21 protein-coding genes are annotated in these 22243 nt (G+C 61.6%); 12 read left to right on the forward strand and 9 right to left on the reverse strand.

Annotated elements, in window-relative coordinates; genetic code table 11:
- Window positions 1-82 precede the first annotated feature (82 nt).
- The gene (locus P3T25_RS28555) at window positions 83-1573 is read left to right on the forward strand and encodes a PAS domain-containing sensor histidine kinase (protein ID WP_429360132.1); all 1491 of its coding nucleotides are present in this window, start codon (window positions 83-85) and stop codon (window positions 1571-1573) included.
- A 7-nt stretch (window positions 1574-1580) separates the two neighbouring features.
- Here P3T25_RS28555 and P3T25_RS28560 read toward each other — a convergent pair whose 3' ends face one another.
- From P3T25_RS28560 to P3T25_RS28570, 3 genes are read right to left on the reverse strand one after another with little or no spacing between them, the layout of a single operon-like run.
- On the reverse strand, window positions 1581-2897 hold the full coding sequence (locus P3T25_RS28560) for an MFS transporter (RefSeq protein WP_429360134.1): 1317 nt from the start codon (window positions 2895-2897) through the stop codon (window positions 1581-1583).
- 27 nt (window positions 2898-2924) lie between these two features.
- Window positions 2925-3425, reverse strand: coding sequence for an aromatic-ring-hydroxylating dioxygenase subunit beta (locus tag P3T25_RS28565; protein WP_429360136.1), 501 nt, complete (start codon window positions 3423-3425; stop codon window positions 2925-2927).
- The gene (locus P3T25_RS28570; protein WP_429360138.1) at window positions 3422-4705 is read right to left on the reverse strand and encodes an aromatic ring-hydroxylating oxygenase subunit alpha; all 1284 of its coding nucleotides are present in this window, start codon (window positions 4703-4705) and stop codon (window positions 3422-3424) included. Before P3T25_RS28570 ends, P3T25_RS28565 begins: the two co-directional genes overlap by 4 nt.
- 104 nt (window positions 4706-4809) lie before the next feature.
- On the opposite strand from P3T25_RS28570, the gene P3T25_RS28575 reads away from it, so the two are divergent.
- A complete protein-coding gene (locus P3T25_RS28575) occupies window positions 4810-5730 on the forward strand; it encodes a LysR family transcriptional regulator (protein WP_054041527.1) in 921 nt (306 codons plus the stop codon).
- Between the two features lie 140 nt (window positions 5731-5870).
- Window positions 5871-6716: a DMT family transporter gene (locus P3T25_RS28580; protein ID WP_154560756.1), complete on the forward strand. Its 846-nt coding sequence runs from the start codon at window positions 5871-5873 to the stop codon at window positions 6714-6716.
- Window positions 6717-6756: 40 nt separating this feature from the next.
- Here P3T25_RS28580 and P3T25_RS28585 read toward each other — a convergent pair whose 3' ends face one another.
- Window positions 6757-7638, reverse strand: a complete 882-nt coding sequence (locus P3T25_RS28585; RefSeq protein WP_429360141.1) for an NAD(P)H-binding protein — start codon at window positions 7636-7638, stop codon at window positions 6757-6759.
- A 78-nt stretch (window positions 7639-7716) separates the two neighbouring features.
- A complete protein-coding gene (locus P3T25_RS28590) occupies window positions 7717-8448 on the reverse strand; it encodes a glutathione S-transferase family protein (protein WP_429360143.1) in 732 nt (243 codons plus the stop codon).
- 135 nt (window positions 8449-8583) lie between these two features.
- Between P3T25_RS28590 and P3T25_RS28595 the strand changes: the two genes are divergently transcribed.
- Window positions 8584-9426: a LysR family transcriptional regulator gene (locus P3T25_RS28595; RefSeq protein WP_266240332.1), complete on the forward strand. Its 843-nt coding sequence runs from the start codon at window positions 8584-8586 to the stop codon at window positions 9424-9426.
- 87 nt (window positions 9427-9513) lie between these two features.
- Here the strand turns inward: P3T25_RS28595 and P3T25_RS28600 are convergent, their stop codons facing one another.
- Window positions 9514-10401, reverse strand: a complete 888-nt coding sequence (locus P3T25_RS28600; protein ID WP_154560760.1) for a LysR family transcriptional regulator — start codon at window positions 10399-10401, stop codon at window positions 9514-9516.
- Between the two features lie 102 nt (window positions 10402-10503).
- Here P3T25_RS28600 and catB2 point away from each other — a divergent pair, with 102 nt between their 5' ends.
- The 3 genes from catB2 to catC all read left to right on the forward strand — a co-directional run bounded on the left by catB2 (window position 10504) and on the right by catC (window position 13041).
- The gene (gene catB2, locus P3T25_RS28605) at window positions 10504-11661 is read left to right on the forward strand and encodes a muconate cycloisomerase CatB2 (RefSeq protein WP_429360146.1); all 1158 of its coding nucleotides are present in this window, start codon (window positions 10504-10506) and stop codon (window positions 11659-11661) included.
- Window positions 11662-11708: 47 nt separating this feature from the next.
- Window positions 11709-12617 carry a catechol 1,2-dioxygenase gene (gene catA, locus P3T25_RS28610; RefSeq protein ID WP_154560762.1) on the forward strand — a complete coding sequence of 303 codons (909 nt, stop codon included), beginning with the start codon at window positions 11709-11711 and terminating at the stop codon, window positions 12615-12617.
- 133 nt (window positions 12618-12750) lie between these two features.
- Entirely contained in the window at window positions 12751-13041 is a 291-nt protein-coding gene (catC, locus tag P3T25_RS28615) for a muconolactone Delta-isomerase (RefSeq protein ID WP_154560763.1), read from the forward strand.
- Between the two features lie 54 nt (window positions 13042-13095).
- Here the strand turns inward: catC and P3T25_RS28620 are convergent, their stop codons facing one another.
- Both P3T25_RS28620 and P3T25_RS28625 read right to left on the reverse strand, forming a co-directional pair.
- On the reverse strand, window positions 13096-14073 hold the full coding sequence (locus P3T25_RS28620) for a PDR/VanB family oxidoreductase (protein ID WP_171927290.1): 978 nt from the start codon (window positions 14071-14073) through the stop codon (window positions 13096-13098).
- A gap of 404 nt (window positions 14074-14477) precedes the next feature.
- Complete coding sequence (locus P3T25_RS28625) at window positions 14478-15437, reverse strand: LysR family transcriptional regulator (RefSeq protein ID WP_429360229.1); 960 nt, start codon at window positions 15435-15437, stop codon at window positions 14478-14480.
- A 139-nt stretch (window positions 15438-15576) separates the two neighbouring features.
- Here P3T25_RS28625 and P3T25_RS28630 point away from each other — a divergent pair, with 139 nt between their 5' ends.
- From P3T25_RS28630 to P3T25_RS28640, 3 genes are all read left to right on the forward strand, one after another.
- Window positions 15577-16887 carry an MFS transporter gene (locus P3T25_RS28630; RefSeq protein ID WP_429360149.1) on the forward strand — a complete coding sequence of 437 codons (1311 nt, stop codon included), beginning with the start codon at window positions 15577-15579 and terminating at the stop codon, window positions 16885-16887.
- 79 nt (window positions 16888-16966) lie between these two features.
- Window positions 16967-17989: a histone deacetylase family protein gene (locus P3T25_RS28635; RefSeq protein WP_429360151.1), complete on the forward strand. Its 1023-nt coding sequence runs from the start codon at window positions 16967-16969 to the stop codon at window positions 17987-17989.
- A 265-nt stretch (window positions 17990-18254) separates the two neighbouring features.
- Window positions 18255-19001: a glucose 1-dehydrogenase gene (locus P3T25_RS28640; RefSeq protein WP_171927293.1), complete on the forward strand. Its 747-nt coding sequence runs from the start codon at window positions 18255-18257 to the stop codon at window positions 18999-19001.
- A gap of 128 nt (window positions 19002-19129) precedes the next feature.
- Here P3T25_RS28640 and P3T25_RS28645 read toward each other — a convergent pair whose 3' ends face one another.
- The gene (locus tag P3T25_RS28645; protein ID WP_171927294.1) at window positions 19130-20011 is read right to left on the reverse strand and encodes a LysR substrate-binding domain-containing protein; all 882 of its coding nucleotides are present in this window, start codon (window positions 20009-20011) and stop codon (window positions 19130-19132) included.
- Between the two features lie 118 nt (window positions 20012-20129).
- Here P3T25_RS28645 and P3T25_RS28650 point away from each other — a divergent pair, with 118 nt between their 5' ends.
- Both P3T25_RS28650 and phnX read left to right on the forward strand, forming a co-directional pair.
- Window positions 20130-21359 (forward strand): 2-aminoethylphosphonate--pyruvate transaminase, encoded by a 1230-nt coding sequence (locus P3T25_RS28650; protein WP_171927295.1) that lies wholly within the window; start codon window positions 20130-20132, stop codon window positions 21357-21359.
- Window positions 21360-21435: 76 nt separating this feature from the next.
- Window positions 21436-22239, forward strand: coding sequence for a phosphonoacetaldehyde hydrolase (gene phnX, locus P3T25_RS28655; protein ID WP_154560769.1), 804 nt, complete (start codon window positions 21436-21438; stop codon window positions 22237-22239).
- Window positions 22240-22243 lie beyond the last annotated feature (4 nt).

Raw genomic sequence — 22243 nt, forward strand, 5'->3', positions numbered from 1 at the left:
AAGAAATCTTCAGACGCGAATCATGCCGACTGGTGTTATGTTCCTCCACGTACGCGATCGAACTTTTGTGCAGCCTCGCCCGATGAATTTCCCCGCCGAAGAAGATTTCCACCGCCTGCTCGACGCGCTGACGCTGTGCGTGCTGCTGCACGACGCCGAAACGAAGGCGATCGTGTGGGCCAATCGCGCGGCTTGCGAGGCGCTGGGTTTTACGCTTGAAGAAATGCTGCCGCTCAAGGCGAAAGACATGACCCGCCCGGTGCCGAAGTACCGGCGCGAGATCGGCGTCGGGGCCATGGACCGTGCGATCACCGAGGGCCCGCAGGTCTACGAGTGGTGTTACCGCTCGCGCACGGGCGCCGATATGCTGTCCGAAGCCATTGCAACCTACGTGCCGCTGGAGGAGCGCGCGGTGGTGATGGTGCAGTTCCGCGACATCAGCGTCGAGGACACGCTCAAGCAAACGCTGCGGCGTTACGAGTCGCGGCTCCGTGAGTTCATGCAGGATCTGGGGGAGGGCGTGGCCGTGCTGACGCCCGCGGGCGAAGTGGAATTCGTCAGCGAATCCGGACGGCGTGTGCTGGGTCTGGAAGAGGGCGCGCCAATGGGCGACGTGCTCGACTATTGCAGCGAGTCGGATCGCGACCGTCTGCTCGAACAGCTCGCCGCAGCACCGCGCATCCAGCCTTCGGCACCGCAGCGTTATCGCATCACGCGCCGCGACGGCACGCCGGGCTGGTTGCGCATCACGTGCAGACGCATCGAGATCGAAGACGACCTCAACGGGCGCCTGCTGCACTTTCGCGACATCACGGACGAAGTCGCTGTCGAAGAAGCGCGCCGTAACGAGGCGCGGCTGCTGGAATACGCGGGGCGCTACAACGCGATGGGCGAAATGGCGACCGCAATCGCACACGAGTTGAGTCAACCGCTCGCCGCGGTGCGCAATTTCATCGAGGGCGCGATTCTGCGGCTCGGGCAATCGGGACCCGTCGACGATGCGTTGTGGGGCCTGCGCAGCGCCGATCGTCAGGCCGAGCATGCGGCGGTGATCATCAAAAGCGTGCGCGATTACATCGTCAAGCGGGAACCGAGCGAGACCCATGCGGACCTGCGCGACGTCATCGCGGACGTCGCGTACTTCATCGAATTGCGCGCGAGAGACGCGGGCGTTGCGGTCACGATCGAGCAGGCGCCCGAAGCGTTGCCGGTGTATTGCGAGCGCGTGCTGATTGGCCAGGTGGTGCTGAATCTGGCCTTCAATGCGATCGAGGCGCTGACGGAATGCACGAATGCTGCTGCACGGCGCGGTGAATTGCGTCTTGTCACCAGTCTGCGCGGGAAATATGCGCTCGTGCAGGTCGTCGACAACGGCCCGGGCGTGCCCGCCGAAGCGCACGGCCGCCTGTTCGACGGGTTCTCTTCGTCGAAGGCGGGTGGCAACGGCATTGGTTTGTCGCTGTGCAAAAACATCGTCACGCGGCATGGTGGCGAAATCTGGGCCAAACCGGCGCGGCACGGCGGGCTTCAATGCAGCTTTACGCTGCCGATAGTGGCCGTTCCCGCCGGCTGATCGCATTTCAATCATGCGTCGTATTGATGTTCTTCGGAATGGTCAAGAGCGTGATCGCGGTGATGAGACCGAAACCGATCAACATCAATGCGACCGGCCACGGCGCATGGACCTTCGAATACAGTGCGATAGCGACCAGAGGCGCGAGTCCGCCGGAAAACACCGAGGCGATTTCATGGCCTAGCGCCATGCCCGAATAGCGGACCTCGGTGGGAAAGAGTTCACCCATCAGCGCAGGCTGTGTGCCGATCATCGCGGCGTGGCAGAACGGCAAACCTAATGCGAGCGAGAGGAACACGAGCAGCGGTTCATGCGTATCGATCAGCCAGAACGCGGGAAACGCGATCACGACGAGGCCGAGCGCGCCGATCATATACACCGGCCGGCGTCCGATCACATCCGATAGCCGGCCCCACAGCACGATCGTGGCGAGTTCGAGCAGCATCGCTAGCATCACGCCGCCAAGCATCACCGAGACCGGCACACCGATCGTCTTGCCGTACACCAGCACGAACGAGAGGAAGATATACGTGCCGCCGTTTTCAGCGATACGCAGCCCCATGGCCTGCAATACCTGCTTCGGGTGATTGCGCAGCACGGTCAGCACCGGCATGTGCTTCGGTTTGGCAGCGGTAAAGTCGCGGCTCTCAGGCAGGCTCCGGCGAATATAGACACCGACGCCGAAGATCAGCACGCTCGCGAGAAACGGCAGGCGCCAGCCCCAGGACATGAAGCTCTCTACCGGTAACCGCTGCACCAGATAGAACGCGGCCGCCGACAGCACAAAGCCGCCCGCCACGCCCAACTGACTGAACGATGCGTAATAGCCACGGCGATTCGCAGGCGCGCTCTCGCTGATGAGCAGCACGCCACCGCCCCATTCGCCGCCGGACGCAATGCCTTGCACGACCCGCAAACAGATGAGCGCGATCGGTGCGAGGAAGCCGATTTGCGAGAACGTCGGCAACAGACCGATGCCGAAGGTCGCCACGCCCATCATCATCAGCGTCACGACGAGCGCGCGTTTGCGGCCATGCCGGTCGCCGATATGACCGAACACGATGCCGCCCAGCGGCCGCGCCAGGAAGCCGATCGCAAAGCCTGCAAACGCGGCAAGGGTGCCCATCAGCGGATCGCCGTGCAGCGGGAAGAACAGCGGCCCGAAGATCAGGGCCGCTGCCGTGCCGTACAGAAAAAAGTCGTACCACTCCAGCGCATTGCCGATCACGGAGGCGACGATGATTCGCCGCAGTGTCCGCGAGGTCGCAGGCGCCGCTGGCGTGGCGGCTGATACGGCCGTGGGAGAAAGCGTGTCGTTTGGCATCGTCGTGCTCGCAGGTAGCGTCGTCAATTACAACAGGAATCCGATCGCGCTGAGCGCCTCGGTCGAATCGATCAGGCGGATCACCTTCTGCACGATGCGCGGCTCACCGCTTACGAAACTGATGCGATGCGTGAGATCCGCCGCGAACAGGGTCGACTTGCCGCGTTTGTACGCGACGATGACCTGCGCCGAGCTCACCTCGACCTCGTCGCTCGTATCGCTCGTCAGCGTGAAACGCGAAACCGTGCGCACGGTGCGGGCGGCGTCGCTCGCCGAGGCCGAATAGCCGGACGTCATGCGTTGCACGCGCTTTTCGCGCATGTCCTGATCGTCGTATGCGTAATTCAGCGTGGCGGCGAAGTCGGTGGTGTCGTGATCGATCGGCACCACGTAGAAGCCTGCCGGGTCCCACAACGAAAGCCACGCGTGATAGTCCTTGCGGTCCAGCAATTCGGCTTCCCGCCAGATGAGTTCGATCGCGCCGGCAAAGATCTGCTGCGAGAACAGCGTGTTCCTGTCATCCATCATGCTTGCTCCATCATCGTGCGCCATTGCGCGTACGCTTCGCGCATCCCGGTTTCGTCGGTGGCGTGTGCGGTCTTTTCGCCGTTCGGCGCGGTGCTCTCGCGATTCAGGCCGCGGTTCACGAGGATCGGCAGATCGGGACCGGCATGCGAGCCGCGCTGCACGCGTTCCCATGCTTCGGCGTCGTCCGGGCTGCCGAAACCGAACGGGCCCTGGAAGTGTTCGTGAATGCGCAAGCGCACACGGTTTGCTTCGTCGGGGCCGCCGTCCATTGCCAGGGCGACGTGACGGATTTCCGTCTCGTTCGCGGAGATGGGCCGCAGCACGCGGAAAAACGCCATCGAGAGCGCGAGGTTCGGAAACAGATTCAGGTTGAAGCCGACGCCCATCAGCGAACGCACAATGCGGCGCACTTCGTCGGGCGTGTGCTTTTCGCCAAGCGTGGCGGCGAGTTCCTGGAAGCGTTCAGGAATGGGTGTGCCGTCGTCCTTGTCGAGATCGACGAGTTCCGGCACCAGCACAGCGAGGCTATGGCCGTTGCCGAGCGAGCGGCAGAAGGCTTCGTCGCTGGTCATGAAGCTCGTGATCGCCGCGGCCGTTTCGTCGTCGATCGATTTCATCCACGACTTGTGGACGACCGGGAAGTGATACAGGTCGGTGGTGTTTTCGAGCTGGATCTTCCAGTTGCCGTTAAAGCGGAAGCGATGTTCGCCGTTGGCTTTGATCGGATAGCCCGCGCCTTGCTTCATGAAGAGGTCGATCCACGGTTTGGCGCCGCCGAGGAAATCTTCGAGCGGCTCGATCTCCTGATTGAAACTCGCGAAGATCAGACCTTGATAGATGCCCACGCGCAAACTGGCGAGCGGCAACTCGGTCTTGTCGATCACGCCTTCATAGCCGTCGCCATAGGGCAGTGCGCGCAACGCGCCGTCGAGGCCATAGGTCCAGCTGTGATACGGGCACGTGAAGCCTTTCGCATTGCCCTTGTGCTGCTCGCACACCGTCGCGCCGCGATGGCGGCAGCGGTTCTGCAGCACATTGACGGCGCCGCTCTTGTCGCGCACCACGATCACCGGCTGGCGGCCGATCGTGGTGGTGCGGAAGTCGCCCGGATTCGGCAGTTCGCTTTCGTGCGCGACCCAGATCCACGTCTTGTAGAAAATGCGCTCGAGTTCGGTTTCGAAAACCGCCGGGTCGTAGTACAGCGACGGGGCGACGCGGTCGGACTGCGCGCGCTGGTACAAGGCGCTCGTGTCGACGGTCTGATATGAGGAATCGCTCATCGTGGTGTAGGTGGGGTGGTCGATGAAGCAAAGTCTCGCTGAGCGACTGATATGCGTCAAATTGATCTAAAATAAAATATAAAATCAATCTCATGGATATCTCGATGAATTCGCTGGACCACGTCGACCTCAATCTGCTGCGCGTTTTCCAGGCGATCGTCGAGGAGCGCAGCCTCACGCGGGCCGGTCAGCGGCTTGCCTTGTCGCAGCCGGCGATCAGCTATTCGCTGGGGCGTTTGCGGACCCTGTTCGACGATCCGCTGTTCATTCGCACGCGAGCCGGCATGCAGCCCACGCCGATCGCGCTCGAACTGTCGGGCATCGTCGCGCGGGCGCTGGATACGGTGCGTGAAGCGCTGCGTTATGCGGAGCACTTCGATCCCGCGGTCAGTACGCGGACGTTCCGGTTATCGCTGTCCGATGCGGGTGAGCTGGCGTACTTGCCGCCGATTTGCGAGGCGTTGCACCAACAGGCGCCGCGCGTGAAATTGCGCATCGAACCGCTGCCGGTGGAAGAAATCGAAGATGCGCTGCGTGGCAGCCGGCTCGATTTTGCAATCGGCAATCTGCCGACGTTGACCGCGCGCACGCGTCATCAAGCGTTATTCGAAGAGACTTACGTTTGCATGACGCGCAAACGGCGCGGCTTGCCGCGCACGAAAGAACTGGCCATGAAAGCATTTCTGGACGCGTCGCACGTGCAGATCACGTCGGTCGAGCACAGCCACTATGCACTCGACGATGCGTTTCGTGCGCAAGGTGTGGGCCGGCATATTGCGCTGGAATTACCGCACTTCGTGGCCTTGCCGAGTGTGCTGGCCGTGACCGATCTGTTCGCGACGCTGCCGCGGCGTCTTGCACAGATTTTCAATCGTGATGGCGGGTTTCAGCTCTACGAGTTGCCCGTTACCTTGCCGATGGCGGCAGTCACGATGCATTGGCACGAGCATTTCGATCAGGACGAGGGCAACGTGTGGTTGCGCAATCTGATGGGCGATATCGTGCGGCGATTTGACGAGCGTTGAGACGGGAGTGCGGCTGGACCGTGCGCAAGCGGGTCGAGCGGGAGCGGCCAATAGTCGTCGAGGATGGCGCCTGGCCGTCCTCGCGGGCGATACACTAAGCTGTCACAGACCCTCAAGCGCGTGACTGACGCCGACGCTCCATGCCGCGTACGCGAATCGCCTTGCTTACCACCCTCGCAATGTTCGCCTTTGCAGGGAATTCATTGCTTTGCCGTCTGGCGCTGAAAGGCGCGGGGGTCGATGCAGCAACATTCACGTTGGTGCGGGTGGTGTCCGCCGCTCTCACGCTCTGGTTGATGCTGCGAGCACGTGGTAGTCCGCGGGGTATCGCTGGCAACTGGTATTCGGCACTTGCACTTTTTGCCTATGCATCCGGGTTTTCATTTGCATACGTCGGTCTTCCGGCCGGGACAGGCGCGTTGCTTCTTTTCGGCTCTGTGCAGGCTACGATGATCGGACACGGCCTTTGGACGGGGGAGCACCTGCGCGTACGGCAGTGGGCGGGACTGTTGTTGGCACTTAGCGGTCTGATCGGTCTCGTTCTGCGCGGAATCTCGGCGCCACCTCTGCAGCCTTCTCTTTTGATGCTGGGGGCGGGCGTCGCGTGGGGCATTTATTCGTTGCGAGGCAGGCGTTCTTGCGATCCGACAACGACTACCGCAGGGAACTTCCTGCGAGCCGTGCCGTTTGCGGCAGCGGTTAGTCTGCTCACACTTGCGCACCTCTCATTAGAACGATCCGGAATCGTGTATGCCATGCTCTCCGGAGCATTGACCTCTGGCGTTGGCTATGTCATCTGGTACGCGGCCCTAAGGGGACTGAAAGCGGCTACCGCTGCCACCGTGCAATTGAGTGTGCCGGTCATCGCGGCAATGGGCGGGATAGTGTTGCTCGGCGAACCATTGACGCTGCGCTTGCTGGGCAGTTCGGCCGCAATCCTTGGCGGCATTGCATTGGTAGTCGCCAAAAAGCAAACGGTCAAATAGCGACACTTCGACCATGCGAACAGAACACATTGGCAAGAATTTACTGCTCGAACGCTCGACGATGGGTTCTCACAAAGTCGCCGACGGTTTGGGGGGCTCGCCCGGTGATCTCGCCGATAACGCCATCTACGCCGGAGAAAATTCCGTTCTGGTAGTCGACGGCGATCGCGAGGAAGTGCTGGATTAAAAATTCCGGCAGATCGTATTTCTCCAGATGCTCGCGATATTGCCCGATGGTTGACGGGCGATAGGCTATCTTGCGACCCAGAACCTTGCCGACTTCATCGGCAATCTCTTGCTGGCCCAGTTCGACGGGTCCGAACAGCGGATAGGTCTTTCCGATATGACTGGACGGTTGTGCGAGGACGGAGGCGATCAGGCGAGCCTGATCCTCGGCTGCCATCGGCGCGTGGCGCCCCGTACCATAGGGCAGCGTGATCTTGCCTTCTTGCACGATAGGATCGCGCACCCATGGAAAAATCAGCCATTCGGCGAAGAACGTCGGGCGAATGTGGACGGTCGGTACGTTCGACCAGTCGAGCACACGTTCTGCGATCCAATGGTCGCGCGCGGCGTGGCTCTTCGAATCTTCCCGGGCGGAAATTTGCGACATTTCCACGACAACTTCGACACCCGCGCGCTGCGCAGCGTCCGCGAAATACGCGGTGGCCTGGATATAGCCTGGATGGACGGGATAGCACAGGTAAGCGCCCGTTACGCCGTCCATCGCGCGTATCACGTCGTCATGCTTGAGAAGATTGCCAACGAAGACGTCTGCGCCCTCGCTCCGGAGCAATGCACTGCGTTCGTCTTCCTGACGCACGAGGGCGCGAACCAGGTGTCCGTCTTTGAGAAGATGGCGAATCGTGTGGACGCCAGTTTTGCCGGTGGCGCCGGTGATCAGGTACTTGCGTTGCGGCATGTTGGATTCTCAAAACAAAAAGGGCATGGATACTCGTCGCGAGTGCGGGGGATTGTCGGCAGGCAGACAATCACTGAGTTAGCTCGCAGACGACGTGGCGGCCTTGCTGTTCAGATAGGCAAGCAGAGGCTCCAGATGCGGTAGGTCTTCGGCATTGAGGTTCTGGCCGCTTCGGTTTTTGACACTGGGACGGTCGTTGATCCTGGCTCGCCATTCCAGCAACGCGGTGTGATCGGCCGGGACTGTCAGTCCTGCGTAGTCCCCATGCATCAACGCTGCCCACACCGTTATGTCAGCGACGGAGAACTGGTCGCCCGCGACGTAGGGTTGAGTCTGCAGAACACCGTCGAAGTATTTCATTCCTGCTATCGCCCGTTCCCCGTGTTTGTCGCCCCATTGTTTGCGGAAGACCCAGTCGGCACTTTTGAAGGCCTCATTGGCTTTGCCAAGGCCCGGCGTCGAGTGGTGGAAAAACACGCCTATGCCGTCGATCAGTTGATGGTCAGCGCGCCGTTGCATCATGTGGATCACCGCTTTCTCGCGGGGTGTGCGTCCGGTGAGGATCGGGTTTCCGTCGAGGTTGTCGAGATACTCCGCGATCGCAACACATTCACCAATGAACGTGCCGTCGTCGAGTTCAAGAACGGGAACCGTCGATGTCGGATTCTTTTCCCGGAATGGACCTTTTTGATGCTCTGCATCGTAGAGATTCACGCGAACAAACTCCACCAGCGAGTCCATTCCCTTCTCCGCCAGCACGATGCGAATGCGAGCCGGGTTAGGGAAACCTTCAATGTCATGGATCTTCATTTGAACCACCTTCAATTGTGTGTGTCGGGGAATCGTCATTGCGATGCAAAATGTATCAGCGGGACCGGCGGCCGGGAATCCGGCAAGATTTCACCTTGCTTGTGAGAATTTGCACCGATGTTCGACTGGAATGACATGAGGCATTTCATAGCCCTGGCGGAGGCCGGGACGTTGTCCGGCGCGGCACGGACGATGAAGGTGGACCACGCTACCGTCGCGCGGCACATCGCGGCGCTCGAGCATGCGTTGGGCGAAAGACTGGTAGACCGGCTTGCGCGGCGGTGGCAGTTGACGGAGGCGGGCGGCGAAGTGGCTAGCGCGGCTGAAGGCATGCTGGCACAGGCCCATGCGCTGGAAAGGGGAGTGAGGGCGCGAAAAACGACAGCACGCGCGAAGGTAACGGTGAGTGCGCCGCCTTCCCTCGCGAGCACCTTCCTCGCGTTGCGCATTACAGAGCTGGGCTTGCGGCATCCCGAACTCGATCTGGTTCTGCTAGGCAACCAGTCCTTCATTTCGCTTGGTCGCCAGGAGGCGGACATCGCAGTCCGCCTGTCCAGACCGACCGAAATGACCAATGTCGCGCGTAGAGTCGGCAGGATGGCGTATCGGCTGTATGGGGCACCGGGCTATACCGAACTGCCCAGCGAAGAGTGGCAATTCATTGCTTACGACTCGTCGCTCGATCATGTGCCCGAACAGGAGTGGCTTTACCGCTTTGCCGACGGCCGAAGGATCCGGTTCAGGAGCAATGATCTGACGAGCCAGCTCGCCGCGGTGCGCATGGGTTTGGGCATCGCCGTATTGCCGCGTTTTTTCGCCGGGGCCGACAAGGGCGTGCTGGCTCTGGACACGGAAGAAAGGCTGTCGCGTGACATCTATCTCGTGGCTCACACCGATATGCGACGGAATGCGGCTATACGCGTGGTGATGGATTTAATCGCCGAAAAGCTCGCCGATGAATTCGTCGGGCACGAGTAGTCAAATGGGTGGCCGGCTACCCGGGCGCGGAGCCGGCCGGCGGATTAGGAGGCGCTTAGAGCCCGCTTCAAGCCTCCTTCCGCGCCTTCAACCCCGCTTGAACAACTCCCGCGCCAGCGAACACAGCAACGTGGTCGTCGGCGATTCATCCTGCAAGCGTCGGCTCATGATGATCGGCGACGAGATATTGGCCGCCGGAACCGGCCGGTACACCACGCCATGTGCGCGCAAACCCTCGACGCTTTCCGGCACGAGACACACGCCGACCTGCGCCGCAACCAGCCCCAGTGCGGTTTGCAACTCCCTCACTTCATGGACCGCTTTCGGCTCCAACGCATGGTCGTGCATCGCCGATAGCTGCTGGTCCGCATAGCTCGGCCGCGGTGTGCTCGGATAGACGATCAGCGTTTCCTCGGCGAGTGCGGCAAGCGTAAGCGGCTTCTTCTGGCGTGCGAGCGGGTGGTTTTGCGGCAGCGCGGCAATCATCCGTTCTTCGACGAGCACTTCGCGCGCCAGTTGCGCATCGTCGAAACGCAAGCGGCCAAAACCCACGTCGATACGGCCGCCTTTGAGGGCGCCGAGTTGCTCGATCGTGAACATTTCGATCAACGACAACTCGATATGCGGCGCCGCCTCACGAAACGCGCGGATCACTGCAGGCAAGGCGCCATAGAGCGTGGACGGCACGAAGCCGATCACGATGCGCTCGGCCAGTTGCGCGAGGCGCCGCGTGAGCGGCGCGAGTTCGTCGGCATCGTCGACCAGACGCTTGGCCTGCGCATAGAAAATGCGGCCGGCTTCGGTCAGCCGCAGCGGCCGCGAGCCACGCTCGAACAGCGCGAGGCCAACGCTTTCCTCGATCTGCTGGATCTGGCGGCTAAGCGGCGGCTGCGTCATATGCAGGCGATTGGCGGCCCGCGTGATGTTCATTTCTTCGGCGACCGCAATGAAATAGCGGAGTTGGCGAAGTTCCATGCATACCCCTAAGGTATGGAAGTAGTCGGAATCGGTGTTGGACTGCTTCGCGGGTTGTTTCTACTATGGGGCTCTCATGAAAGCAGTTCAGGAGAGCAACGAATGATAGCAACACCCGTGAAGATCGAGAGCGTGGAGACGATTCTCGTTGACGTACCGACGATTCGTCCGCACCGGCTTTCGGTTGCAACGATGAATTGCCAGACGCTCGTGCTGGTGCGCATCCGTTGCGCCGACGGTATGGTTGGCGTGGGCGAGGGCACCACCATCGGCGGCCTCGCATACGGCGAGGAAAGCCCGGAAAGTATCAAGGTCAACATCGATACGTACTTCGCGCCGCTGCTCAAAGACATGGACGCAACCCGTCCAGGCGCGGCAATGGCGAAGCTGCGCGCGCTGTTTCAGGGCAACCGCTTTGCGAAATCCGCAGTTGAAACCGCTTTGTTCGATGCCCAGGCGCAGCGTCTCGGCGTGCCTCTGTCGGAGTTGTTCGGCGGCCGAGTACGCGATTCTGTGGACGTGGCGTGGACCCTCGCAAGTGGCGACACGACCCGCGATATCGACGAAGCCGAGCGTGTTTTCGAAACGAAGCGGCATCGTGTGTTCAAGCTGAAGATCGGCTCGCGCGCGCTGGTCGACGACGTCGCGCACGTCGTGGCGATTCAGAAAGCGCTGGAAGGCCGCGGCGAAGTGCGTGTCGACGTGAACCAGGCATGGACCGAATCCGAAGCGATCTGGGCCGGCAAGCGCTTCGCCGATGCAGGTGTTGCGCTGATCGAGCAGCCGATTGCCGCGGAGAATCGCGCTGGCCTTAAACGTCTGACGGATCTTGCTCAGGTGCCGATCATGGCGGACGAAGCGTTGCACGGCCCGGCGGACGCGTTCGCCATCGCCAGCGCGCGTGCGACCGACGTCTTCGCCATCAAGATCGCGCAATCGGGCGGCCTGACTGGCGCCGCGCAGGTGGCGGCGATTGCGCTCGCCGCGAACATCGACCTGTATGGCGGCACGATGCTCGAAGGCGCGGTGGGCACGATTGCCTCGGCGCAACTCTTCAGCACCTTCGGCGAACTGAAGTGGGGCACTGAACTCTTTGGGCCATTGCTGCTGACCGAAGAGATTCTCACTGAGCCGCTGCGCTACGAAAACTTTGCGTTGCATCTTCCACAAGGGCCCGGCCTCGGCATCACGCTGGACTGGGACAAGATCGACCGCCTGCGGCGCGATACGCGCAAAGGTGCAAGCGTTACCACGAACTGACGGTTCATCCGCTAACCGCCGAGAACATTAAACGAAGGAGATACCCCATGAACAAGCAAGCTATCGACGCACTGCTGCAGAAAATCAACGACAGTGCCACCAGCGAAGGCAATCCGCGCACGAAGCAGATCGTCAACCGCATCGTCCAGGATCTGTTCTATACGATCGAAGACCTCGACGTGCAACCGGCCGAGTTCTGGACTGCGCTGAATTATCTCGGCGACGCGGGCAAAAGCGGTGAGCTCGGCCTGTTGGCCGCGGGCCTCGGCTTCGAGCATTTTCTCGATCTGCGTATGGACGAAGCGGAAGCCAAGGCGGGTATTGAAGGCGGTACGCCGCGCACCATCGAAGGACCGTTGTATGTGGCGGGTGCACCGGTGTCCGACGGGCATGCACGACTCGATGACGGCACCGATCCCGGTCAGACGCTGGTGATGCGTGGCCGCGTGTTTGCCGAAGACGGCAAGCCGCTCGCGAATGCGCTGGTTGAAGTGTGGCACGCGAATCATCTCGGCAACTACTCGTACTTCGACAAGTCGCAGCCGGCTTTCAATCTGCGCCGCTCGATTCGCACGGATGCCGAAGGCAAGTACAGCTTCCGCAGTGTGGTGCCGGTCGGTTACTCGGTGCCGCCGCAAGGGCAGACGCAGTTGTTGCTCGATCAGTTGGGCCGTCATGGGCATCGTCCGGCGCATATCCACTTCTTCGTGTCGGCGCCGGGCTGCCGCAAGCTGACCACGCAGATCAACATCGACGGCGATCCGTATCTGTGGGACGACTTTGCGTTCGCCACGCGCGACGGCCTCGTGCCGGCGGTCAAGCAGGCCGAGGGCGCGGAAGGCAAGCCTTATGGCGTGGAAGGCCAGTTTGCGCTGATCGACTTCGACTTCACGCTGTTCAAGGAGCGCGACAACCTGCCGGGCGCCGAAGTGGAACGGCTGCGCGCTGAAGCCTGAGGCTGTGGCGCTCTAACGCGCCGACGCCTGAAAACGCATACACATACCGCATGAATCTATCGACCCTGGCTGCGCGACGGAGTATTCCGCGTAGTCGGGGTTTTTCATTACCGATCAGAAAAGGAGAGCCAACATGCTGTTTCACGTTGAGATGACCGTCAACCTGCCGCTCGATATGGACGCCGAGCGCGCCGCGCGCTTGAAATCCGATGAGAAAGCCATGTCGCAGAAGCTACAGGAAGAGGGTGTATGGCGGCACTTGTGGCGCATCGCTGGGCGCTACGCAAACATCAGCGTGTTCGATGTGGAAAGCCCCGCGCAACTGCATGACGTGCTGAGCCAGTTACCGCTGTTTCCGTATATGGATGTCGAAGTGCGCGCACTGTGCCGGCATGCATCGTCGATTCGCGACGACGACCGGTAAAGACGGAAGGAAGAAGGTGCTGCGAATGCAGCACCTGGCCGGCACTAAAAAACCTTAAAGATCGAGCACCAGCAGCGGTGACGTGGCGCGCGAGACGCAGCAGCAGATCACTTTGCCGCTTGCCCTTTCAGCTTTGCTCAGGCAATGGTCGCGATGCTCGGGCGTGCCGCTCACCACATCGACCATACAGGTCCCGCATACGCCTTCGCCGCATGAGGTATCGACTTCGATACCGATCGACGCCAACGCCGCGACGATCGTCGTATTTTTATCGACATGAACCGTAGCGCCGCTGCTGGCGATCTGTACATCGAATGCATCGAGCGCGTTTGATTCGCTGCTAGCCGCCGAAGCGGGCTCGGCGGCGAAGCGTTCAAGGTGAATCGCCTCGGCAGCCACGCGCTGTTCGCCGATCGCCACCACGCACTCCATGAAGGGTCCCGGGCCGCAGGTATAAATGTGCGAACCCTCGCGCGCACTTGCCACGCAGTCGGCCAGCACTGCATCGAGCTGTTCTTTTTCGACGCCGAAATGAGGCCGCACGAAATCACTGAACGGTGCGCGCGACAGCAACGGTAAGAACGCCGCATGCTCCGCGCTGCGCGCGAAATAATGCAACACGAAGCGCTCGTTCTGCTTGAGCAGGCGATAGGCCATGCTCAACAGCGGCGTGACGCCAATGCCTGCCGCAATCAGAATGTGCTCGCTCGCACCTGACGCAAGCTGGAACAGATTGCGCGGTTTGCCGATCGTCAATTCGCAACCGACCGTCACGTCGTCATGCAGCGAGCGCGAGCCGCCGCGCGACGCGTCCTCACGCTTGACGGCAAACAGGTGCGCTTCACGATGATCCGGGTCGCCACACAAGGAATATTGCCGCGTGACGCCTGAGGGCACGGTGACGTCGATATGGGCGCCGGGCTCGTAGCGGTCGAACGGTCGTCCGTCCAGACGCGAGATGCTGAACGAGCGCACGCCGTGCGCTTCGTCACGCACGCTGTCGACGCGTACGCTGAAGGTGGTTCTTTCCATGATCTTGCTGGCCAAAGGACAGGGAGGGGCAGAGCGGACGCCGCATGCAATGCGCGGCGGCCGGTTGTGCGTCAAGGATAAGAAGCCGCCGACAATCAGGCAAATCGATTAAAAATCAGTTGTGAAATAAATCACATTGATAATAGGGTGTCAGCCACGCGCCTTCGTCATCCTTCGACACCCGCCAGATGCCCGCGCCGAGATCGCCTTGCATCCGGTCGATTCAGTTACTGGCGCGCGCATTCGTTTGATCAGGAAGTGGCGAGCGTGAAGCAGGAGGGCTGGATTGTGTGGTCGACTATTCTGGATACGCTGGGCGCGTTAGCTGTGCTGGCAAGTGTGGTCGCGCAGATCGCGTTCATCCGCAAATGCGGAAATCGGTGAACCGCCTGGTTCATCTTCGGTCAGCGCGGTGCAAGCCGCTCAGGTAGCGCATAGCGTTGCATCGTGCGCCCCATTCCATCGAGAAACGCCTGCTCGGCGGCGTTCATCTTGCGTGCGCGCAGCCACAGCAGATCGATGTCGACGTCGACCAGACCCTCTTCGGGTGGCAGACGCCACAGCCGCTGCTGCGCGAGATCGTCGCGCACGATGTGCTCCGGCAGACAACCGATGCCATAGCCCGCGAAGATCAGCCGCCGCACTTCGTCGAGGCTCGGCGAGGCCGCCACGATGCGTCCGGTAAAGCCGCGCTGATCGCGAAACACGGTAAGCGGCGAAAGGCTGTCGCCGATCTGGTCGCTGGTGAACGACACGAAGTTTTCCGCCAGCAATTGATCGATCGACAATGCATGCCGCCCGAACAGCCGATGATGCCGCCCGCAGAAAAGCGCATACCGTTGCCGCAGAAAGCAGCGCTGTTCGAGTTTGTCGACGGGGGTGCGGCACAAGCCGAGCCCGGCCGTGGCCGTCTTTTGCAGCAACGACGAGATGATGTCCGACGAGCGCATCACTTCGATCTGCAAATCCACGCGCGGATAGGTCTTGTGGAATTCCGCCAGGAATTCGTCGTAGACGCCGGAGTCGATCCGGCTCACCGACAGGAGCCGGATCGACCCGGTGATGTCGTCGCTGCGGTCGTCGAGTTCGGTTTCCAGCCGTGACATGTGGCCGTAAATATCGCTGGCGATGCGGTACACCTCCTCGCCGGCGCGGGTTGGTTCGAAGTGCGGACCGCGGCGCTGGATCAGATTGCGCCCGAGCGTGTCTTCGAGCCGTTTAAGCGCCTGGCTAACTGCCGGTTGCGTCAGATGCAAACGCGCCGCGGCACGGCTCACGCTGCGCTCCTGCATGATGACGAGGAAGGTGCGCAGCAGGTTCCAGTCGAGCCGGTCATTCAAAAAACGCGTGACGTCCGCGCGCAACTGAGTCATGGAATCACCTTCAACATTAGCCAGATTTATAGCCGGGATAATAAACCGAAATTTGACTAATATTTTATGGCTGGCGATAAAACACCTCACAAGATGGCCTGATATCAGGCATCGCGACAGAGGAGCCGCCATGAACGCTTCACCCCAAGCCACCCGTCAGCCCGTGCGAGCGGCCAGCGCCGCTTTCATCGGCACGATGATCGAGTGGTATGACTTCTACATCTACGCCACGGCCGCCGCGCTGGTGTTCGGCGAGTTGTACTTCCCCTCACATGACCCGTTTGTCAGCACGATGGCGTCGTTTGCGACCTTCGCGGTTGGCTTCTTCGCGCGGCCGCTGGGCGGCGTGATCTTCGGCCACCTGGGCGATCGTATCGGCCGCAAGAAGGCGTTGATGACCACGCTGATGATGATGGGCGTCGCTACCGTGTGCGTCGGCTTGCTGCCGGCTTATACGAAGGTGGGCGTGCTCGCGCCGGTGCTGCTGGTGTTGCTGCGGGTGGTGCAAGGCGTGGCGGTGGGTGGCGAGTGGGGCGGCGCCGTGCTGATGGCCGGCGAACATGCGCCGAAAGGGCGGCGCACGTTCTTCGCTTCGTTCGCTCAACTGGGTAGCCCGGCCGGGCTGATTCTCTCGCTGATCGCATTTCGCGCGGTCACGTCGATGCCGCACGACGATTTCATCGCGTATGGCTGGCGTCTGCCGTTTCTGGCGAGCGCGGTGCTGCTCGCGGTCGGCATCTTCATCCGCATCGGTGTGAACGAGTCCCCGGAATTCCAGCGCGAGAAAGCAGCGAAGCGTACCGTCGAGTTGCCGATTGCCGAAGTGTTCCGTTCCTCCGGCGCGCTCGTTGCGCTGTGCATCGGCGCGAATACGATAGGCATTGCGGGCGTGTACTTCACCAACACTTTCATGATTTCGTACACCACGCAAAACATCGGCGTGTCGAAATCGCTGATTCTCGATTGCCTGTTCGCGGTCGCAATCATCCAGTTTCTGTCGCAACCGCTCGCCGCATGGCTTGCTGAAAAGATCGGCGGTGCGCGCTTCCTCAAGTTGGCCGCATTCGCCGCGATGCTCTCGCCCTATCCGATGTTCACGCTCGTGGAAAGCGGCAGCCGGCTATCGATGATTGTCGGCATCGCGCTTGCCGTGGTGTGCATGGCGAGTTTCTATTCGGTGATCGCGGGCTTTGTCAGCGGCGTGTTTCCGGTGCGGGTGCGTTATTCGGCGATCTCGCTGTCGTATCAGGTGTGCGGCGCGATTGCGGGTGGTTTGACGCCGCTGGCGGGGACATGGCTCGCGCACAAATTTACCGGGCAATGGTGGCCGCTTGCCGTGTTTTACACGTGCCTCGCCGGCATCTCGTTGTCGTGCATCGTCGCACTGGATGCGCTGAAACGCCGTCGTGCGGATGCCCCCGAAGCACTGCCTGCAAGCTGAATCAAATGAAATCAAGGACGTTCCCGGCGCGTGCGATGATGGCCGTACCGGCCTACGCCTGAAGCAAAGGAACTGGAATATGCAGACGTTTTTTCATCCGGCGCAGTTGAAGCATCATCCGCGCAGCTATCTGTCGCGTGGGCAGATGCGCACGCCGCAGGAAGTGCCTGAACGTGCGTTGCGCCTCGTGGAAGCCGTGAAGAAGCTCGGCTTCGACGTGCAGGAACCGGCGGATTTCGGTGCTGCGCCGCTCGCCGCGGTGCATGGGATGAACTATCTGCGCTTCCTCGAAGAAGCGCACCGCGAATGGAAAAAGATCCCCGCGGAGTGGGGCGACGAAGTGATGTCTAACGTGTATATCCGCGAGAACAATCCGTTGCGCGGCGTGCTTGCGCAAGCGGCACGCTATCTCGCCGATGGTAGTTGTCCGGTCGGCGCGGATACCTACGAATCCGCTTACTGGTCGGCGCAGAGCGCGCTGGCCGGCGCGCACGCGATTCTCGACGGTGCGGGTGAAGCGTACGCGTTATGCCGCCCGCCGGGCCATCACGCGCGTGCCGAAGCGGCCGGCGGTTTCTGCTATCTGAACAATGCGGCGGTTGCAGCGCAGGCGCTGCGGCAGAAGTACGGGCGCGTCGCGATTCTCGATACCGACATGCATCACGGCCAGGGCATTCAGGAGATTTTCTACGGCCGTGACGATGTGTTGTACGTGTCGATCCACGGCGATCCGACGAATTTCTATCCCGTGGTAGCCGGTTTTGAAGACGAGCGCGGCACGGAGAAAGGCGAGGGCTATAACGTCAATCTGCCGATGCCGCATGGTTCAACGGAAGCCGTGTTCTTCGAGCAAGTCGACGCGGCGCTGCGCGTTCTCGCCCGTTTTCAACCGGATGTGCTGGTCGTTGCACTGGGCTTCGACATCTACAAGGACGATCCGCAATCGATGGTGGCGGTGACGACCGAGGGCTTCGGCCAACTCGGCGGCCAAGTCGGTGCGCTGAAACTGCCGACGTTGATCGTGCAGGAAGGCGGGTATCACATCGAAACGCTCGATGCGAACGCGCAGTCGTTTTTCGGCGGGTTTGTGTCCAAGCGATGAAGTCAGGCGGGTGTCGCGTCGATGTCCGCGTCGGTGCCCGCCGCGCCTTTGTTTGACCTTCCCTCGTGCGTTCCGCCCCCAACGTCTTTCCGATTGTTCGGCTCATCCGACGTATCTATTCGTTTCCAGCCGCTTTATCCATGCGGCCAGTGTGCCTACATTGTGTCCAGTGACAGCGCCACTGCATGTCCCGCTTCATCGGCGTCCATCCCGCGAATCTTCGCGACAGCGACGCCGGCGCGAACTCCATCCAAAGGAAACGATCATGAGCAAACTCACAGGTAAGGTTGCGGTTGTAACGGGCGCATCGAAAGGTATCGGTGCAGCGATTGCGAAAGCATTGGCGGCGCAAGGCGCATCGGTGGTGGTGAACTATGCGTCCAGCAAGGCCGGCGCAGACGACGTGGTCGCCGCAATCACCGCAGCGGGCGGCAAAGCAGTGGCCGTTGGCGGCGATGTTTCCAAGGCAGCGGACGCGAAAGGCATCATCGATGCGGCAGTCGAAACCTATGGCCGCCTCGACATTCTCGTCAACAATTCCGGCGTGTATGAGATGGCGCCGATCGAAGACATCACCGAAGCGCACTTCCACAAGCACTTCGACGTGAACGTGCTGGGCCTGCTCCTGGTCACGCAAGCGGCGGTGAAGCATCTGGGCGAAGGCGGCAGCATCGTGAACGTCAGCTCGGTCGTCAGCCGCATCACGCCGCCGGGCAGCTCGGTCTATACCGCCACCAAGGGCGCGGTGGACGCCATCACCGGCGTGCTCGCACGCGAACTCGGCCCGCGCAAGATTCGCGTCAACTCTGTGAATCCCGGCATGGTTGAAACGGAAGGCACGCATACTGCCGGCTTCATCGGCTCGGACTTCGAGGCCTGGGCGGTCAGCACAACACCGCTTGGCCGTATCGGTCAGCCTGACGATATCGCCGACGTCACCGTGTTCCTTGCCTCCGACGACTCGCGCTGGATGACCGGCGAAAGCCTGATCGCCAGCGGCGGTTCGCGGTAAAAGGATTGGCGAGCAGCGTGTAGTGGTGGGTTCGTATGGCGATGCCATGCACTGCCTCGACACGCGCCCCCTGCGCCAGAACCGCATGAAAACGCCGCCGGGCAATCGTTGCCCGGCGGCGTTTTGTTTCATTGCGCCGCCATAGTAGCGGCGCTTGTCAGCTCCACCGCAAACAACGCGTCCAACAGATTCGACCCCGGCCTTTCAGCGAGCCGCGTGAGCGATTCGATCATCTGCACCTGACAATCCTGAAGCGGAATCATCCTGATCCGCCGCGATTCATTGAATTCGGCGCGCGCGATCACGCCCACCCCCATGCCTTGCGCGACCGCTTCCTCCAGCGCTTCACGCCCGTCCACGTACATCACCGGTTCGACCTGCAACGACTCGCGCACCAGTTCGATTTCCAGCAATTGCTGAGTGACCGATTGCCGCTCGCGAAAAATCATCGGCTGTTGCACGAGTTCCGCGTAGCTCAGCTTGCGTTTCTTCGCCACGGGATAGCTCACCGGCACCATGGCCACCAGCGGATCGCGCCGCAGCACGCGTGACTCGAGCCGGCTGTGCACCTGCGGGGCGGCGGTAATGGCGGCGTCGACCGCGCTCGACAACACGCGCTGCATGCAATCCGCGGCATTGGCGATCGAGAGCGTTACGACGATCCCCGGATGCAGCTTGCGAAAGGCGCCAATCAGCGCGACGGCCAGATCGGGCGCGTCCGCCACCAGCGAGAGCGAGCCGGACTCGAGCCCACCCGCGGATTCGAGCAGTTGCCGCGCGTCGCGCTCGCAGCTAAGCATCTGCCGCGTCACGGTGAAGAGACGCAGGCCGAGTTCGGTGGTTTCGACGCCGCGCGGGCCGCGCTCGAACAATTTGACGCCGTAATCCTGCTCGAGCCGCTTCACGTGATCCGACACCGCCGGCTGCGTGAGCGACAGCGCCTGCGCCGCTTTGGAAAACCCGCCGTGTTCCGCGACCGCATGAAAGGCCCGCAATTGCGCGTATTGCACGTCTGCCTCATCGAGAGATAAGTTTTTACGATACCTGCATCGATTATATCGATTTTACCGATGGACAGCCTTTCTGTACCGTGTCATGACCGCAACAGCGATATCGGAGATTCCGACCATGGAAAGCGCGATCGACAGCTCCCCGACAGTGTCCGCACTGCCTTCAACCGTGATGTGTGCCGCACCGGCCCAGGGCGAGCCGTATCTGTTGACGCCGGGACCGCTGACCACGGCGCTCTCGACCAAGGAAGCGATGCTGCGCGACTGGGGTTCGTGGGACGGCGACTTCCGTGCGATGACCGCTCAACTGCGCCGCAGCCTGCTGGACATTGCCGGCGACAGCGACGGCGAGTACGACTGCGTACCGCTTCAGGGCAGCGGCAGCTATTGCGTCGAAGCCATGCTCGGCAGCCTGATTCCGCGCGACGGCCACGCCCTGGTTCTGGCCAACGGCGCCTACGGCAAGCGCATCGCAACCACCCTCGGCTATCTCGGCCGTGCCTGCACGGTGCTCGACAAGGGCGACTACCTGCCGCCGCGCGGCGCCGAAGTCGAAAGCATGCTGGACGCCGATCCGCGCATCACGCACGTGGTCGCGGTGCATTGTGAAACGAGCTCCGGGATTCTCAATCCAATCGAAGAAATCGCCGCCACCACCGCTAAAAAAGGTCGCAAGCTGCTGATCGACTCGATGAGCGCATTCGGCGCGGTGCCGCTCGATGTGCGTCAGATTCCTTGCGAGGCGTTTGTCTCGTCGGCGAACAAATGCATCGAAGGCGTGCCCGGTTTCGGCTTCGTGATCGCTCGCAAGCGTGCGTTGCAGGAGGCCAAGGGCCGTAGTCATTCGCTCTCGCTCGATGTGTACGACCAGTGGGACGTGATGAACCGCACCGGCCAATGGCGCTTCACGCCGCCGACGCATACCGTCGCCGCGTTTATCGAAGCATTGCGTCTGCACAAGCTCGAAGGCGGCCAGGCCGGGCGTCTCGCGCGTTACGCGAACAATCGCGACGTGCTGGTCGCGGGCATGCAGGAACTCGGCTTCGAGCCGCTGCTGAACGCGCGTTGGCGCTCGCCGATCATCGTGACGTTTTTTGCGCCGGCGCATCCGTCGTTCAAATTCGAGCACTTCTATGAATTGATGAAGAAGCAGGGTTTCATCATCTATCCGGGCAAGCTGACGGTGGTGGACAGCTTCCGCATCGGTTGCATCGGTCAGGTGGATGAGCGCGTGATGCACCGCGTGGTGCGGGCCTGCGCGCAGTCGCTGCAAGCGATGGGCGTCGCGCATGCCGCGCCGCCGGCGGCGGCGCTCGAAGAGCGCAAGACTTTGGCCGAAGCGGCTTGAGCAGCGCGGCTTGAGTGCGGAATACAAACGCGCGGCACGTCGCGCGAGCCTTACAACCTCCAGAGAATCGAAGTAAATGAAACACGTAAAAGCAGTGATTTTCGACTGGGCCGGCACGGTGGTCGATTATGGTTCGTTGGCGCCGATGGGTGCGTTTGTCGAGACGTTCGAGCAGTTCGGCGTGTCGATCACGATCGACGAAGCACGTGGCCCGATGGGCATGGCCAAGCGTCCGCATATCGCGGCGCTGATGGCCTTGCCGCGCGTGTCGCAAGCATGGGCCGACAAGTACGGCCACAAGCCGGGCGAAGCGGACATCGACGCCGTGTACGACGTCTTCGTGCCGAAGAATATCGCGGTGGCCGCGAGCTACAGTTCGGTGATTCCGGGCGTGGCGGAAGTGACGAGCGCGCTGCGTAGCGACGACATCCGGATCGGCACGACCACCGGCTATACGCGCGAAATCATGGCCGAGATCGTGCCGGGCGCGGCGGCCCAGGGTTTTTCGCCGGATAGCATCGTGTGTACGGGTGACACGCCGGAAGGGCGTCCGTCGCCGTACATGATCTACAAGACGCTGCCGGAATTGGGTGTGTGGCGTGCGAAGGATGCGATCAAGGTCGACGACACCGAGGTCGGTATCGAGGAAGGGATCAACGGCGGCACGTGGGCGGTGGGTGTTGCCGTCAGCGGCAATGCCTTCGGTATGGCTGAGGACGACGTCAAGGCATTGGCGCCGGATGAATTCGCATGGCGGCGCAAGGTGGCGATCCAGAAGTTGCAGGCCGCCGGGGCGCACTATGTGATCGATAGCGTGGCGGATCTGATGCCGGTGGTGCGTGACATCGATGCGCGGTTGGCGCGAGGCGAGCGGCCTTAAGCGA

The organism is Paraburkholderia sp. GAS32 (assembly GCF_050434225.1).
In the GTDB taxonomy this organism is placed as follows: domain Bacteria; phylum Pseudomonadota; class Gammaproteobacteria; order Burkholderiales; family Burkholderiaceae; genus Paraburkholderia; species Paraburkholderia madseniana.

Excerpts from the sequence above, each read along its gene's own strand:
- P3T25_RS28585 (WP_429360141.1), bottom strand. The coding sequence starts at position 7,638 with ATGCCGCAACGCAAGTACCTGATCACCGGCGCCACCGGCAAAACTGGC.
- P3T25_RS28590 (WP_429360143.1), bottom strand. The coding sequence starts at position 8,448 with ATGAAGATCCATGACATTGAAGGTTTCCCTAACCCGGCTCGCATTCGC.
- P3T25_RS28620 (WP_171927290.1), bottom strand. The coding sequence starts at position 14,073 with ATGGAAAGAACCACCTTCAGCGTACGCGTCGACAGCGTGCGTGACGAA.
- P3T25_RS28630 (WP_429360149.1), top strand. The coding sequence starts at position 15,577 with ATGAACGCTTCACCCCAAGCCACCCGTCAGCCCGTGCGAGCGGCCAGC.
- phnX (WP_154560769.1), top strand. The coding sequence starts at position 21,436 with ATGAAACACGTAAAAGCAGTGATTTTCGACTGGGCCGGCACGGTGGTC.
- P3T25_RS28570 (WP_429360138.1), bottom strand. The coding sequence starts at position 4,705 with ATGAGCGATTCCTCATATCAGACCGTCGACACGAGCGCCTTGTACCAG.
- P3T25_RS28650 (WP_171927295.1), top strand. The coding sequence starts at position 20,130 with ATGGAAAGCGCGATCGACAGCTCCCCGACAGTGTCCGCACTGCCTTCA.
- P3T25_RS28555 (WP_429360132.1), top strand. The coding sequence starts at position 83 with ATGAATTTCCCCGCCGAAGAAGATTTCCACCGCCTGCTCGACGCGCTG.
- catA (WP_154560762.1), top strand. The coding sequence starts at position 11,709 with ATGAACAAGCAAGCTATCGACGCACTGCTGCAGAAAATCAACGACAGT.
- catB2 (WP_429360146.1), top strand. The coding sequence starts at position 10,504 with ATGATAGCAACACCCGTGAAGATCGAGAGCGTGGAGACGATTCTCGTT.
- P3T25_RS28575 (WP_054041527.1), top strand. The coding sequence starts at position 4,810 with ATGAATTCGCTGGACCACGTCGACCTCAATCTGCTGCGCGTTTTCCAG.
- P3T25_RS28580 (WP_154560756.1), top strand. The coding sequence starts at position 5,871 with ATGCCGCGTACGCGAATCGCCTTGCTTACCACCCTCGCAATGTTCGCC.
- P3T25_RS28640 (WP_171927293.1), top strand. The coding sequence starts at position 18,255 with ATGAGCAAACTCACAGGTAAGGTTGCGGTTGTAACGGGCGCATCGAAA.
- catC (WP_154560763.1), top strand. The coding sequence starts at position 12,751 with ATGCTGTTTCACGTTGAGATGACCGTCAACCTGCCGCTCGATATGGAC.
- P3T25_RS28560 (WP_429360134.1), bottom strand. The coding sequence starts at position 2,897 with ATGCCAAACGACACGCTTTCTCCCACGGCCGTATCAGCCGCCACGCCA.
- P3T25_RS28635 (WP_429360151.1), top strand. The coding sequence starts at position 16,967 with ATGCAGACGTTTTTTCATCCGGCGCAGTTGAAGCATCATCCGCGCAGC.
- P3T25_RS28595 (WP_266240332.1), top strand. The coding sequence starts at position 8,584 with ATGAGGCATTTCATAGCCCTGGCGGAGGCCGGGACGTTGTCCGGCGCG.
- P3T25_RS28600 (WP_154560760.1), bottom strand. The coding sequence starts at position 10,401 with ATGGAACTTCGCCAACTCCGCTATTTCATTGCGGTCGCCGAAGAAATG.
- P3T25_RS28565 (WP_429360136.1), bottom strand. The coding sequence starts at position 3,425 with ATGATGGATGACAGGAACACGCTGTTCTCGCAGCAGATCTTTGCCGGC.